Annotated in this window: 12 protein-coding genes; 6 read left to right on the top strand and 6 right to left on the bottom strand. The window is 69.0% G+C overall.

Annotation, left to right across the window (positions count from 1 at the left end; translation table 11 throughout):
* Window position 1: 1 nt before the first annotated feature.
* The 4 genes from GF068_RS01235 to GF068_RS01220 form a co-directional block, all read right to left on the bottom strand.
* Window positions 2-2,677 (bottom strand): transglycosylase SLT domain-containing protein, encoded by a 2,676-nt coding sequence (locus GF068_RS01235; protein ID WP_153817456.1) that lies wholly within the window; start codon window positions 2,675-2,677, stop codon window positions 2-4.
* Between the two features lie 83 nt (window positions 2,678-2,760).
* Window positions 2,761-3,651, bottom strand: a complete 891-nt coding sequence (locus tag GF068_RS01230; RefSeq protein ID WP_153817455.1) for a cell envelope integrity TolA family protein — start codon at window positions 3,649-3,651, stop codon at window positions 2,761-2,763.
* Window positions 3,652-3,728: 77 nt separating this feature from the next.
* Window positions 3,729-4,391 (bottom strand): nucleotidyl transferase AbiEii/AbiGii toxin family protein, encoded by a 663-nt coding sequence (locus GF068_RS01225; protein ID WP_170319242.1) that lies wholly within the window; start codon window positions 4,389-4,391, stop codon window positions 3,729-3,731.
* Window positions 4,372-7,779, bottom strand: coding sequence for a hypothetical protein (locus GF068_RS01220; protein WP_153817453.1), 3,408 nt, complete (start codon window positions 7,777-7,779; stop codon window positions 4,372-4,374). Before GF068_RS01220 ends, GF068_RS01225 begins: the two co-directional genes overlap by 20 nt.
* Window positions 7,780-8,379: 600 nt before the next feature.
* On the opposite strand from GF068_RS01220, the gene GF068_RS01215 reads away from it, so the two are divergent.
* The 6 genes from GF068_RS01215 to folD all read left to right on the top strand — a co-directional run bounded on the left by GF068_RS01215 (window position 8,380) and on the right by folD (window position 13,017).
* Window positions 8,380-9,036, top strand: coding sequence for a hypothetical protein (locus tag GF068_RS01215; RefSeq protein ID WP_153817452.1), 657 nt, complete (start codon window positions 8,380-8,382; stop codon window positions 9,034-9,036).
* 606 nt (window positions 9,037-9,642) lie between these two features.
* Window positions 9,643-10,173: a hypothetical protein gene (locus tag GF068_RS01210; protein WP_153817451.1), complete on the top strand. Its 531-nt coding sequence runs from the start codon at window positions 9,643-9,645 to the stop codon at window positions 10,171-10,173.
* 17 nt (window positions 10,174-10,190) lie between these two features.
* Window positions 10,191-10,673, top strand: a complete 483-nt coding sequence (locus tag GF068_RS01205) for a hypothetical protein (protein WP_153817450.1) — start codon at window positions 10,191-10,193, stop codon at window positions 10,671-10,673.
* 47 nt (window positions 10,674-10,720) lie between these two features.
* Complete coding sequence (locus tag GF068_RS01200; protein WP_153817449.1) at window positions 10,721-11,602, top strand: hypothetical protein; 882 nt, start codon at window positions 10,721-10,723, stop codon at window positions 11,600-11,602.
* 77 nt (window positions 11,603-11,679) lie between these two features.
* Window positions 11,680-12,135: a thioredoxin gene (gene trxA, locus GF068_RS01195; RefSeq protein WP_206079375.1), complete on the top strand. Its 456-nt coding sequence runs from the start codon at window positions 11,680-11,682 to the stop codon at window positions 12,133-12,135.
* Window positions 12,136-12,162: 27 nt separating this feature from the next.
* A complete protein-coding gene (folD, locus tag GF068_RS01190; RefSeq protein WP_153817448.1) occupies window positions 12,163-13,017 on the top strand; it encodes a bifunctional methylenetetrahydrofolate dehydrogenase/methenyltetrahydrofolate cyclohydrolase FolD in 855 nt (284 codons plus the stop codon).
* Here folD and GF068_RS01185 read toward each other — a convergent pair.
* A complete protein-coding gene (locus GF068_RS01185; protein ID WP_153817447.1) occupies window positions 13,014-13,694 on the bottom strand; it encodes a helix-turn-helix domain-containing protein in 681 nt (226 codons plus the stop codon). The genes folD and GF068_RS01185 overlap by 4 nt on opposite strands.
* 45 nt (window positions 13,695-13,739) lie before the next feature.
* Window positions 13,740-14,567, bottom strand: coding sequence for a hypothetical protein (locus GF068_RS01180; RefSeq protein ID WP_153817446.1), 828 nt, complete (start codon window positions 14,565-14,567; stop codon window positions 13,740-13,742).
* Window positions 14,568-14,746 lie beyond the last annotated feature (179 nt).

The raw sequence follows: 14,746 nt of genomic DNA, 5'->3' as shown, positions 1-14,746 counted from the left end.
CTCACCTCGGCGCCGTCGTCACCACCACCCGGTGCCCGCGCGCGAGCGTCCTTCGCAGCACCGTCTTCATCGTCTGCACGCTCATCTTGTCGAGCTCCTCGATCAGCGCCTCCGCGGCGCCGGGCGCGAGCGCCTCGCGGATCCGCGCGCTGTTCGCGAACTTCGGCGCGTTCTGCACCACCGGCCCGCGCTGGCTCGCGATCTCCTTCTTCAGCCCCGCCTTCAGGTGCGCGACCGCGTACGCGATCTCCACGCCCGTCGGCCCTCCCTGCACGAACGCGTCGATCTCCGCGTCGAGCTGCGGCTCCACCGCCGCGAGATCGTGCGGCACCGCGGGCACGATCTCCACCACGGCCACGCTCGCGCGGCTGCCCGCGTCGAGCATCGCGCGCACCTCCGCGGCGTACCCCTTCTCCACGAGCGCGCGATCGAGCCGACCACCTTTGGTGCTCGAAAGGATCCACATCGCCACGCGCATCGCCGCGTGATCCCGCACGTCCTCTTCGCCCGGCGCGATCCAGCCGTAGAGCGCACGCGCCGCGGGGACGTTTTGCTCCACGGTCAGCCGCTCCTCGCGCGGGTGCGGGCCGATCGGCCGCGTGTCCGCCGGCGCGGGCATCGTCGCGAAGATCCGCTTCGCGAGATCCTCGACCCGCGAGCGGCTCACGTCGCCGATCACCGTCACCGACGCGCGCGTCGGCGTGCGCTCGGCGGCCATCGACTCCGCGAGCAGCAGATCCCGCGCCACGGCCGCGTCTTCACGAGCGCCGAGCACGTGCCCTTCGAGCGGATGTCCCGCCGGGAAGAGCGCGTCGCCGAGCGCGAGCCACGCCGGACCGTACGCCATCGACTCGAGCGCGCGGCGCCGCGGCAGCGCCGAGAAGCGCCGCAAGCTCGCGAGCTGCGCGCCCGACGTCTCGCCGAGCAGGAGCCGCAAGCGACCCGCCGCGAGCTCCAGGCCGAGATCGAGATCCCGCTTCCCCACGGTGATCGTGTGCCGCGTCTCGCCCGCGCCCGCTTCGCCCGCGGGTTCACGCGTGCCTGCGAACTTCCCTTCGTCCGGCGCGATGCGGATCGTGATCGCCACGCGCGGAGCCGCGGCGTCCTCGCGCACGCGCATCGCCACGCCGCTTGGCAGCACGAACCGCTGGAAGTTGTCCGGCGGCGGCTCGAGGCGCGCGGCGGGCGGGATGAAGCCGAGCTGCTTCTCGAGGGCCGCGCCGCCGAGCCCCTTCGCGTGCGCCGCTTGCGCGCGGCGCTCCTCGGTGGCGAAGACCGCGAGCGGATCGTCCGGGCGGTTCGGCTGCCAGCCGACGCCGCCGCCGATCGAGACGTACGGCAGCTTCGCGCCCATCGGGCCGAGGCTCGACATGGAGAGCGCGGCCGGGCCCTGGCCTGGAAGGACGAAATCGGGCAGGCGATTCCTGCCGATCGGCGAGGGCCGCGGCGGCAGCGGCGCGTCGTCCTCCTCGGCGTCGTCGAAGCCCGGGACCTGCGGCGCTCGCATGGCCGTCGCGGTCTCGACGACCGGATCGGCGCCTGGATCGTCGACGCGCTCGTGCTCGAGGTAGGCCGGGAACGCCGCGAGTGTCTGCTGCACGCGCTCGGCGGGCAGGTGGATGATGTAGTCGCCGCCGAAGGGCGGGGTCCGATCCCGCAAGAGCTCGGGGTTGTACTCGCGCAAGAGGCGCGTGGGGATGCCGGCGGAGCGCGCGATCGTGCGCAGGCGTGTGCCTTCGGGCACGGCGATCTCGCCCATCTCGAGCGAGGGATCGGCGGAGACCCCGTCGAGCCCGAAGCGCGCGCGGTTGCTCGCGACGATCGCGAAGGCCACGATCTGCGGCACGTAGTTCGCCGTCTCCTCGGGCAAGAGCTTCTGCTGCGCGAGCTCGGCGAAGCCGATGGGCGTCTGCGGGGCGCCGGGCGGGCGCGTCTCGGCGACCTTCGCCATGCCACGCAGCACGGCCTCGATCCCCGCGTTGTACGCGGCGAGCGCGAGATCCCAGCGTCCGAAGCGCTCGTAGAGGTCACGCAGGTGCGCGACGGCGGCGACCGTGGAGCGCCGCAGGCTCCTGCGTTCGTCGACCCACTGCGATTGATCGAGGCCGTAGAGCGCGCCCGTCTCGGGCATGAACTGAAAGAGCCCGGCCGCGCCCGCGGGCGAGACGGCGCGGGGATCGAAGCCACTCTCGACCGCCGCGAGCCACACGAGATCCTCGGGCAAACCCGCCTCGCGCAGGGTGTGCTCGATCATCGGGCGGTACCGACCGCTGCGCTGATACCGGTCGCCGAAGATCGCGCGGCCGCCCTCGGTCTTCGCAAAGAACCGGACGAAGCGCATGGTCCTCCGGGTGACGGGGACGCGCAGATCCGGCATCACGAGCGTGGCGAGCGCGGCGCCCTCGGGGTCGTCGAGGTCGCCCTCGGTGGCCTTCTCGAAATCCTTGGCGATGGCCGCGTCGAGCAGCCTGCTCTCCTCCTCGCCCGGCGCGCGCCGGGAGATCGGCGCGGCGGGGTCCTCGGCGGCGGGCCTTTCGAGGAGGGTGGGATCGCGGAAGGCGCGGTACCCCGCGGAGATCGAGGCGCGCATCGAGGGCGAGGCGAGCGCGCCGAGCACGCCTGCCACGCCGAGCAGGGCCCCGGAGACCAAAAGCGCTCGCCTGACGCGCGGCTTCATCGCGGACATTGTTCGACAAGTCCGGGCGGGGGGGAAGCGCGTTTCGCGGAGCTGGTCCGGTCGGGGGGCGGTCTCCGTTCCTGTCACCCCTTTTCGAGCTCGGCTTCCAGCTCCTTCACGCGTTTCGCCCTCTCCGCGGCGTCCTTGCGCGCGGCCTCCAGCTCGGCGCGTTTCTCCTCCCTCGATTGCTTCTTCGCGGCCTCGGCCTGCTCCTTGTCGAGGGCGGCCTGGTGCTGCTGGCGGAGGGCGCCGAGCTCGGTCTCCAGGGAGGCGGTGCGCTCGGCGAGCTCCTTGACGCTCAGCTCGTCGTTGCGGCGGCGCGGGGGGAAGAACCAGTCGGCGAAATCATTGGGGAGCGCCTCGGCCGTGAGCTTGTGAGGCATCTCGAGCAGCTTGCCGAGGGTGGCCTTGCGGAGGGCATTGAACTTGTCGGTGAAGGCCTTGCGCTCGCCGAGGGTGCGGAAATTCTTGCTGGCCTCGACGGCCGCATTACGCGCCGTCTCCGCGTCCTGCGCGAAGGTGAGGTGCGTCTGGAGCTCCGGGAGCAAGGCGACGACGTCGGAGAACCCTTGATAGGCCGCGCCGGAGAGGATCTCGGGCCATTTGAGCATGACGGCGAGCTGGCCGCCGAGGACGGGGCGCTTGAGCTCGGAGGGGCGCTTGGCGAAGATGGCCGTATACCGCGCGTCGTTGGTGTCCTTGTTGACGGCGAGGAAGAGGGCGGCGTGGAGGCGGTCCACGAAAACATCGAGGCGCATGTCCGCAAACCAGACGCGGGCATCGGCGTGGATGACGGCGCGGAGGAGCTGGATCTCTTGCGCCTGGAGGGGGACCCATTCCTGCTCGAAGAGCGCCGTGAAGTCGGGGGCAAAGGCGGCGGTCAGGGGGTGGACGAGGATGCGGGCCTCGTTACGGAGGAGCTCTTCACCCTGCGCGAGGATGGCGGAAGTGGGGTCGATGTTGGGGGCGGCCATGGGAGGGGAGCGTACGGGAGGCGGGCGGGGGGGGGCAAGTGTTGTGTGTTGGGGGCGGATGGAAGAGGGGGGCGCGCTCAGGTTGGCGCTTCGGGGTGCGCGAGCCGCGTGAGCCGCGAGATGAGGCTCTCGATGAACGCTCGCAGCTCCGTCACCGCTACGCCTCCCGGCAGCGACGCGTCATCTCCGATTTGAATGTCCGACAGAACCCAAGCCAGGTTCGCCGGCGTGAGCCCTCCCTCCTTGCGGATCGCGTGCGGCAAGGCGCTCTCGATGGAGTACCCGGCTCGTTCCAGCGCGTACACGTCGACGAGATCACGGATCTCCGAGCGCGACAGGAGCGTGCACAGCTTGTTCGCGAGGATCTCCTCGGGCGGGTCGACGAGCACGTCGCCTTTGCGGAGCTTCGCCGGGAAGATCTGGGGGACACGCTCGACGACGAGGTCGACCTTGACGCGATCGGCGCCTCTGCGGACGAGTCGCCTGCGGAACTCGGGCGTGGTTTGCTCGTTCTCGACGGTGGCGCTCAGGTCCCGCGCGACGGCTCGCAGGGCGGCGTCGGCCTCGTCGAGGATGTTCGAGGTCGTGACGATCGTGAAGATGTCGAGATCCGCGGTCCGCCGGTGCCCGAGATGAAACCCCGCGAGCGCTGCGCCGCCGGACAGGAAGAACCGATCGTCCCGCTTGAAGAACGCCTGCAGGATCTCCTCTTGCAGCGGGCTAAGCTGACTTTTGACCAAGAAGCCCCTCCTTGCGCCATGCATCGAGCAAGAACACCCAGAACGCCTTCCTGCGGCCGAGGTGCTTGGCGATCGAATCGAACCGCGCGTCCACCTCTTCCGGCGTCGTGAACCGCCAGACGTCGGGGTCGCGCGCTTCCCGTAGCAAGAGCCCGAGGAGGCGATCCCGCTCGGGCGCCGACGCTTCCCGGAGGCGGCGCCGGAACTCGGCGACGGTCATGGGGTCGTCCCAGAGGAAGTAGGGGGTGGCGTCGTCGTCGTCGAGCTCGCTTGCGAGCGGCACGGCGAGATCGGGGTTCGTGGGGCCGACTTGAACGACGCTGGAGGCGGGTTTGGGGGTGGGGGGTTCGGGTTCTTGGGGGCGCTCGTCCTCATGAATTTCGATTTCCGTATGAAACAGACGGACATCCACGCCCTCGTGTTGCATGAACGCGACGAATTCGGAGTGGCGGCGAGCCCATGGGAAGTCGAAACGGTGATCGCGCCCGATAAGGGATGGGCGCGGGTTGCGGAATAACCAGATGGGCCAAACGATAGTTCGCCCCGTACCGGCGAGCGCCTGTTCGAGGGAGGCCCGCCGGATGACCAGCGCTTCCAAACGTCTATCGTCCCAGTACCCCTGCACATGGATCGCATGCACGTTCCCGGCGCGATCCTTGAAACGCCACTCTCTACCTTGAGTACCTCGGCGTTCGACATCGACGATCCCGAGAGCGCTGCGCAGCCAGTGCGCGGGCAACCAGGCGTTGCTTTCCCCTCCATCTGCCTCCCAGGTCAAGCCCGCCTTCGTCGCCAGAAGCTCGATCGTCGCCGAATCATCGAAGTCTTCCTCCGGCTCGACTCGCTCTACACCATACAGCGCCCTGGCCCACGGCGCCCAGACGACCTCCGATGGGTCGGCATATATGCTGCATTGAATCGATTCGCCGAATTCACTCAGCTCTCTTGGGTGGCTTCCGCGCCGGTAAGCACGGCGGAATCCTCCGCCCGACCGTAATCTTTCCGCGTCGCCTTCTTCCACGCTCGCCGAGCTCACGCGGAGTATCGATTCGCCCTGGCTGTCCCCCTCGCGGGCATTCACAGAGCAATACAGCATGAGCCATTCCGAATCATCCGCACGCTCGGGACCTGCGCTGCCCGAGAGGATGAGCCAGGGGCATAGATTGGGCTCCGGTGCGCGCTGGACCCATTCGACTGCACGCTTCAGTTGTTCGGTGGCATCGAGGTCGAGCCGCGGCGTGAGTCCGTCATCGGGCCAAGATGTCCAGTCATCATCAACCGACGTCGCGACGAGCGACATATCGGATACAGGGTTGGGGGGCAGCCGAGCGACGAGCACCGGGTCGACGGGAGGCTCGAACAACTCCAGGGTACCTGCGCCTGCATAATCCTGGATGGGAACACGTCCCGCGAGATACGCTTGGAGAGCATGACAGCCGGTCCATACATACTTCTCGTCGACCGCAGTCACCGGGCTCCTGGCGCCATGGGTTTCTTGCTCATGTCGCGAAGCGATTGCTGCGCTCATCTCGGCCAGGGCCTCGTTCCACCCGATCGCGTGCAACTGGGCGGCCAAGGCGCCGAATGCGAATTTCTGGGGGCTCAGCGAATCGAGTCCTGCCCGTTCTGCGTGCGCTTCCAGGAGCCGTTCGGCGCGTGGATCGAGCGTCTTCCCCCACGAGTCGATCCGAGGAAAGAACGGCCGGATCGCCCCCGGCACCACATACCACGCAAGATCCCCCGTGATCGGCGTTATCCCCCACCGGTCATCCGCCTCCCGCGCCGCTTCCGCATCCATCTCCAGAAGCTCATCCTTCGTCGAATAAAGCTTCCGCGCATGCTCCAGCATCTCTGCTGGGACCGGCACCCCCATCACGTTCGCCCGCTCCACGACCCCCCGCGCCGCGTGCAGCACCACGATGTCCTCGCGCCTCCGCGGCGCATCCGGCGCCAGCAAGTTCACGTCGACCCACGCCGAAAGCTGCGCCAGCCGCGCATCCGTCCCCGCCAGGCAAGCCGCGCCGAACGCGACCATGGCCGCGTCCTCCGCCATCTGCGGATCGTTCGTCTGAAAGACCAGCTCGAGCCAGCGGATCAGCTCGTCGATCCGCTTCGCCCCCCATCGCGCGAGCTCCGCCCGGAGCCGCCGCCGCCATCGATTGTCGACCGACGTGAGCGCCCAGCCGAGCAGCAACGGCGGCCCCTCGGCCGTGTCGTCCTCGACGAGCTTCACGCGCTCCAGCGCTTCCACCCCGGGGCCGGCCCAGGGCTCCCCCTCGCCCACGAGGTCCGGTGGGCCCGACCAGAAAAGATCCCGCTTCGCCGGCTTGAACGGCAGGAGCGCCTCGTGCACGAAAAGCGGACCCAGCGGGTGGGCCTCGTCGCGCGCCACGGGGATGCAGAGCTCGGCGAGCACGCGCCTGCAGGACGGCAAACTCCCGACGAGCCGCTCACGGACCCATTCTCGATACGCGTTCGCAGCACCGTCGTCCATCGAGGCAATGGCTCGCAGCACCGAGGTCTCGATCTGCTCCGGACCCCACGCAGGCGGCCACAGATCCGGCCGCCGAAGATCGACACCCTCACCGGCCAGCAGCACCGCGACCTGGGTGATCGCGTCCGGTCGCGGCGCGAGACGCTGCAAGACTGCCGCCGCGCCGCCCGCCGGGAGCACCTTCCGGATCTCGGCCTGCGCCGCCGCGGCGAGCAGGTAATCCAGGAGTGGCTCGTTGGCCGGCTCGACATGGATGGCCGGTCGCTCCAGCAAGCTCTCGGACTCCGGGGGCTCTGTCGTCAGGAGGAGACCTTCGTTCTTCGCACGCTCGAAGATCCGGCTCCACGACGCAGACGACACACGGTCCTTCACCGACGCACGCGCAGCCTCGATCGCCTCGTCATACCTCGGAGGGCTCGCGTTCACGTAGGTCTTCGCGATGATGCCCAGGAGCGTCTGGAGCGGCCTCTCCTCCAGGCCGATCCCCTCTTGTTCGCAGACGGCCGCCTCGACCCGCAGGAGCTTCGCCTTGAACAGGTTGGGCAAAGCGACGTTTTTTCGGCTCGGCGACCATCCGCCGTCGCGAGACAGCTCGCAGAACAGGCGAAGGCTCAGCGGATCCCGGATGGCCCAGCGGAGGCGACGCTCGGGGCGCGGGATCCTGTAATGGTCGCAATACGTCTGCACGAGCCCCTGCACCTCGCCGTCCTCGGGCAAGGGGAGCTCGACGAACGCCGATTTCCTCGTCTTCGTGAGGATCTCTCGCGCGCTCGTCCTCAAACTGACCGCGACGCGGATCCTCGGATGCCGCGCGAGCTCCGACGCGAGCTCTCCGAGTAGCTCCGCCCACCGCGTCGGCTGCCCCGACTCCTCCAGCCCGTCGATCGCGAGCAAAAAACACGTGGGCTCGTTCTCGACGCCCTCCGGGAGCTTCTCCTGCGCGGCGTTTTGTTGCCGCCGGACATCCGCGAGGGCCGCCGTCGCTTCGAGCGCGTTCAGGATCCGCTTGCTGCTCATCTCGGGCGCCTCGAAGGCCCACCGGAGCATGGCCGGGAGGCCACCTTGGACCGGGCATTCCTTCGCGCGCAGCAGCGCCGCCGGCAGACCCGCCTCGAGCCGCGCCTCGACCTTGCTCGCGAGGCCATACGTTTTCCCGACGCCCGGACGCCCGGTATAGGCTGCGATCTTGGTCGTCGGAGCGAGCCAGTGGAGCTCCCAATACTCGCGTAGCCGCTCCCACGCGGGATACATCCCCGTGAAGCATTCGCCGAGCCGCGCGCGGATCTCCTCCACGCCGTGGAGCGTTCGCCTGCTCTTCAGCTCGTCGAGCGTCCGATGCAGCAGCCGCGCGGAGCGCCCGTGCTCCGCCTGCTGGGGGATGTCTCCCGGACAACGCTCGCCCTTTTGCAGCCCCTCCGCCAATGCCTGCGCGGCGTCGGTGGCCGCGCGGAGGTCCGCGAGCGCATCCCTTTGTAATGCCTCCGCACCAGGAACGTGCGCCACGAAGGCCGGGTAACGAGGGAGGCGCGCCACCGCGTCGCGGGCCGCTTCGAGGATGCTCTTCACGTCGCGGACCCATCCGAGGATCTCCGCGCGCGCCCGCGGCTCGCCGAGTCGCAGGGCGAGGTCGCGTTCCAGCTCACTCGTCGCATGGACGTCGGGCACGTACCGCTCGTGGAGCCACCCGTCTTTGTGGCGCTCGAATCGGTTCTTCAGGTCGTCGAGCGTAAAGACGCTTCGCGAGAACCAGTAGGCGTGCAGGCCTTCGTTTTCGGGCTCGGCGAGGAGCTTTTCGAGCTGGGCCTCGTCCCAGAGCTCGACGGCGACGTGCGCGGTGTCGGGTTGGGCTTGAACTTCCGCGACCCAAGCGTCCCAGCGCTCGCGTTGCGACGTCTCCTTGCGGGCGCCGGGCTTTTTCTTGGTCCGGTCGTCCCCGAGTTTTCGCGGGATCGCGACGAGATATCGCGTGAGGCGCGGGTGCACGGAGAGGGCCGTGCGGAACGACTCGTCAATTTGCTTGATTTGGTTCGCTCCGAAGGCCTCCCGAAACCACTTCGCCTGAAGCCCGACCTCGTCCCCCGACGTCAGGACCGCATACGCCTCGACCCCGCCATCCCCCCCGGCTCCTTCGGGGAAGCGGACTCCACGTAGGCGCGATCCGTACTCGCGGCGGCAGAAGCGCTCGAAGAGCAGCCCCGTGAACGCCTCGAAGGCCGCGTCCGGGCTCTCGCCATGATGCTGGAAATCTGCCCACTCCATCGCCGGTCCCGGCCCCAAGATGAGGCCTGCGGCAGGAAGGATGCAAGGGATTCCCCGTCCCCCGTCAACGCCCCCTTCCGCCATCACAACCCGCCCCCGCTCCCCGCCCCCGCCTCCCCTCCGCGCGCAAAACCCGATCGTCGACGCCTCACGCCCCCCTTCCGCCGTCACAAAACCCGATCGTCGACGCTTCACGCCCCCCTTCCGCCATCACAAAACTCGATCGTCGACGGCCCACGTCCACCCTCCCCATCACAAAACCCGATCGTCGACGCCTCGCGCCCCCCTTCCGCCCGCAGAACCTGATCGTCGACGACGCCCCACCCCATTCCACCCCGCACGAACCCTCCCGTCCGCCCCGCCCCACCCGCCTCTCCCCCGCCAAACGCCCCGGTCGCTCCCTCCCCTCCCCTCTCTCGCGACGCGCTTGCCCGGGTTGCCACTCCGCTCCCCGGCAGTACAAATTCCCGGGTCAGCGCGTCACGTCGGAGGGGGGGCATGGCGTACCGGATGGAGGACCTGATCCGCGGGTCCATGCGTGGTGGGCTCATTTTCGGGTATGTCCCCGCGTCGCAGGAGCACACGTCTCCCGCGATGTACAAGGCCGCCTTGAGCGCCGAGCTCTCCCGCATGAAAGCCGCCGGGCTCGCCGCCGAGACCTGTATCTCGACCGAACTCGAAGAGCTCGACGAGGCGCGTTTGGCCCCGGGCATCACCCTCTGCGGCCTCGTCCCCGATCGTGTCGGACCCCAGGAGCTCGAGCGGATCCTGCGCTGCGTGAAGAACGACGACCGCCCCTTCTTCTCCAGGCGCTTCCGCGCCGACCCCACGAAACACCGCCCCAAACCATCCACCCTCGCCCAGGTCCAGCGCACGACCCTCTTCGAGCTCTTCCCCGAGGTGCATCAGGATTTCGTCCTGTTCATCTCGCACGAGCCACGTGTCGCCGAGCTCCTGCGCCTCTCCGTCCACGCGAGCTCACCACTCTTCGATTACCGGCATCACTACCGGATGATCGATCTGCCCTGATGTGAGAGAATCGGGCGATGGACGGATCCATCGTCGCGCGGCTCCGCGCGCTCGTCGAGGAAGGCAAGGGCGAGACGATCGGGACGGCTCGATTTTTTCCGCTCGTGACGCTCGACTCGGGCGCCCGCGTGGGGCTCGACGGCGAGGGGCGCTTCGTGCTCGCGAGGGCCGAGGGCGACACGATCGTGGTGTACACGGCGGAAGATGCGCATGTTTTCCACGAGGTCCTGGAGTGGAAACGTAGCCTCTTCGATGACACGCTCGAGGACGCCGCGCGCGCGCTGGGGCTCTCCGCGGTCGAGGTGAGCTTCGCTTTTCCCGTGTCCGGCATCGTGCGCGCGGTGCTCGCGAAGAACATGCACTACACGACCCGCCTGGCGCTCGCGTGGCTCCGGCCGTCGGAGCTACGCGACGTGCAAGACGATCTCCGCCGCGTGGCCGAGGATCGGCAACTGCCCACGACGTTGCGCGATTTCGCGCAGCGGCTCCTCGTGCCGTGATAGGTCGCCAGAGGCCGTAAACCCGTTTCGTGAAGGAAAAAGACCTCATGCCGCAGCCGTCTACGCCCCCGCCGCCGGGCCTGATCAGCGAGCAGGACGTGGAGCAGGAGATCCAGCGCCTGTTCCTCGCTCAGGCCGGCTCGGGCCTCGTCATCCGCGTCTACGGCGAGGAGGGCGGGACGGCCGAGAACATCGAGGCCTTCCGCGAGATGCTCACGTCGCTCCGCATGTACGACTACGGCTCCGCCGCCGGGGACGTGCTCGTCGACGCGCCGAACCGACAGATCCTCACGCGCGCGCTCTCCGTCCTCGCCCGCGAGCAACACCAGAAGCGCATCCTCGACCACGTGCTCACGACCTTCGGTCGGCACCTCATCGATCCCCTCGCGCTGATCCTCGACACGACGCCCGAAGGCACGATCATCTCGCGCCTCTCCATGCTGCGGGACGTCTTCCTCGCGCAGATCGTGGAGCTCAAGCTGACGCAGGAGTCGCAGAGCATGCTCTCCGAGGACCTGAAGCGGCTGCTCACGGACGACTACCTCGCGATGGTCGCCGAGCACGAGGAGCGGGTGCAAAGGCCGCGCGTCCGGCGCCTGGCCCAGCAGATTTTGCGCCTCGTCGGCTCGACGTTCCACAAGGCGCTGCGCGGCTGGCCCGAGCACGCCGAGCGTATCGCGTCGATGGTCTCGCGCCGCATGCAAGGCAAAGTCGAGCTCCGCGAGGTCCCGACGCTGATCCGCGACCAGATCTGCCACGCGATCGAGGAGTTCCTCTGGGTCGAGACGGCCAACGAGATCGAAGGCGCCCTGGGCTCGCTCTTCTCCGAGAGCCACGGCGTGATGAACGAGCCACCCCGCGAGCTCGATCGCTCCCTTTACCGGGAGTTCGCGCACGCCTGCTGGGACATCATCGCCGAATATTGCTAGGCGGCACGTCCTTCGCATACCGCCCTCGACGAGCGTGCTGTTGATGCGCGCCCGCCCGCTCGACGCCGAGGTTCCCCGTGATCCGCACTTGTCCCTCTTGCCAGACCCGAAACCGCATCCCGCCCGAGCGCCTGAGCGACACCGGTCGTTGCGGCGCCTGCAAGGCCACGCTCCCGCCGCTCGCCGAGGCGCTCGAGGTCGACGCGCGGGAGTTCGGGGAGATCGTACGCACCACGAAGGTGCCGGTCCTCGTGGATTTCTGGGCCCCCTGGTGCGGCCCTTGTCGCATGGCCACGCCCGAGGTCGCGCGCGCCGCCGCGCAACGCGCCGGCAAGGCGGTCGTGCTCAAGGTCAACACGGACGCACACCCGGAGCTGGCGAGCCGCTTCGGCGTCCGCGGGATCCCACATTTCGTGGTGCTCCAGGGGGGCGAGGTGGTCGTCTCGCAGGCCGGGCTCGTCAGCGCCGCGCAGCTCGTCGCCTGGATCGACCGCGCAGCCGGGGCCGATCCTCGGCGCGCACACGTGGCCTAGTCACGAAAGCGCCCTAGACTCCGGCCCATGGTTGCAGCCCTCCTCGACGGGAAAGCCCTGGCGCAAAAGGTGCGCGACGAGGTGCGCGAAGACGTCGCGCGCTTCGTCGCCCAGCACGGTCGTCCCCCCGGCCTCGACGTGATCCTCGTGGGCGAAGATCCCGCGAGCGTGGTCTACACGCGCAACAAGGAAAAAGCCTCGAACGAGGTCGGCATGCGCGGGCGGCTCCACCGGCTGCCCGTCGAGACGAGCGAGGCCGAGCTGCTCGATCGGATCGCCGCCCTGAACGCAGACGAGACGGTCGACGGCATCCTCGTGCAGCTCCCGTTGCCGAAGCACATCCGCGAAGATCGCGTGATCGACGCGGTCTCGCCGGCCAAGGACGTGGACGGCTTCCACCCGATCAACGCAGGGCGCCTGGCGACGGGCAAGTCGTCGCTGGTCCCGTGTACGCCCACGGGCTGCATGCGGCTCATCGCGGAGACGGGCCGCTCGCTCGAAGGCGCGCGCGCGGTCGTGGTCGGCCGGAGCAACATCGTGGGCAAGCCGATGGCGATGCTGCTGCTCGGGGCGAACGCGACCGTGACGATGGCGCACTCGCGGACGAAGGATCTGCCCGCCGTCTGCCGCGAGGCCGACGTGCTCGTCGTCGCCGTGGGCCGCGCGAAGATGGTGAAGGGCGACTGGATCAAGGAAGGCGCCGTCGTGATCGACGTGGGCATGAACCGCGACGAGGCGGGGAAGCTCTGCGGCGACGTGGACACGGAGAGCGCACGCGCGCGCGCCTCGTTCATCACGCCGGTGCCCGGCGGGGTCGGTCCGATGACGATCGCGTGTTTGCTGCAGAATACGGCGCGCGCCGCGTGGGCGCGGAAGGCCTAGAGGCGCTGCGCGTACGTCATCACGAGGTACATGATCGTCTCGCTCGCGTCCGGGTTGCGGTAGACGTGCGGGACGTCGGCCTCGAAGACGATGGCGTCACCCGTCTCGAGCAAACGTTTCTCCGGGCCGATCGTGACCTCGCATCGGCCCGTGTTCACCACGAGGTTCTCCATCGTGCCGGGCGGGTGTGGATCGGCCTGCTCCTCGGCGTGGGGCGAGAGGCGTAACTCGTAGAACTCCACGCTGCGCGGGCGATCCATCGGGAAGAGGGCGCGAGACTGGAAGGTGCCGGAGGCGCTGCGCAGGACGCGGGCGCGCGCGGCGGGCAGGACCATCGCGCCGGGGCCGGACTCGGGGTTGATGAGCGCCGAGAAGGGCACGTCGAGCGCGCGCGCGATCTTCCAGAGCACGCTGATGGTCGGCGTGCTCTGGCCGAGCTCGATCTGCCCGAGCATCGCGCGGCTGACGCCCGAGGCGCGCGCGAGCTTCTCCAGCGAGAGTCCACGCTCGGTGCGCAGGCGCTTCAGGTTGCCGCTGACCACGGGCGCGATGTCGCTCGTGGTGTCTGCGGGCAGAGGCGCGGAGCCCTGGTCGGGCGCCTCCTCGGCGGACCGCGCAGGCGCTTCTTCCCGAGAGACGCCCTCGTCCGGCCGCGCCTTGCCCTTCGATGTCTTCATGGGGGCGCGTACTTTCGAGGATGGCTCCGATCCCGTCAAGGACGCCTAGAACGCGAAGCCTGCGACCGTCGCTGCACCCGCCTGGATCGGGAGCTCGACCACGAACCCGATCTGCGCCGCGTCCGTGAGCGTGAACGTCCGGATCTCGGCGACATCGGGGGCGACGACGTTGAGGGCGAGGATCACGCCGGCCGGCCCCGTCTGCGTGATCTGGTTCGAGTAGAGCCCGACGCCCGTGTCGTAGACGATCTCCGCGCCAGGCAGCGGCGTCGTGAGCGTGACCCCGGAGAGCGGCAGGCCGCCCCGCGTGATCTTGATGATGAGCTGCGCGCGCGACGAGTCGATGACGAGGGGCGCGGGCAAGGTCGACGCGATCGACTGGAGCACGTTGCGATCGACGACGGGCAAGGTCACGGAGCCGAGGCGGGGCACCTGCACGGCCGAGTGCGTGGAGAGGATGCCCGTGCCTCCGACGGTCTCGTCACGCACGAAGATCCACGGCGTCCCGCTCACCACGGACGGCAGCGTGAAGCTCGTGATCGTGTCGCTGTAAGGCGCCTCGAGGAGCTGGCCGCTGCTCGAGGTGGCGAAGATCGTGGCGGCGCCGGCGTAGGGGCCGATCACCGTGAACGACGCCTCGTTGAGCACGCCGACGTTGCCGGTGACGTCGCTCGAGAGCTCGCCGCCTTGTCCGCCCTGCCCGCCCGCGCCACCGCCGCCGCCGGTGTTGGTGCCTCCTCCGGACGGGTTGACGCAGCCCTCGCCGGTGCAAGGCGGGCGCGGGTCGAGGTCGGTATCGGCGGAGCTACACGCCGCCGCGGCGAAGACGAGGCTCAGGAGCGCGGAAAAACGAAGCGAAGAGAGCGACATCATGTCGCCAGGATATGCCGCTTCCCGAGCGCTGCAAAAGGCCTCGCTCGGGATCCAGGCGGGACGCTCCGAGGGTATTCCACAGGCTGCTGCGCGGCGCGATGCGTCGGTCGGACTCGCTCACCGTACAAAGTACGCCTCGCTCGTCCTCCCTAGCCTCGCGCCGCTCGCGACGCCTGTGG

Origin of the sequence: Polyangium spumosum, from assembly GCF_009649845.1 — a bacterium.
In the GTDB taxonomy this organism is placed as follows: domain Bacteria; phylum Myxococcota_A; class Polyangia; order Polyangiales; family Polyangiaceae; genus Polyangium; species Polyangium spumosum.
This window is presented reverse-complemented; position numbering and strand designations above follow the sequence as displayed.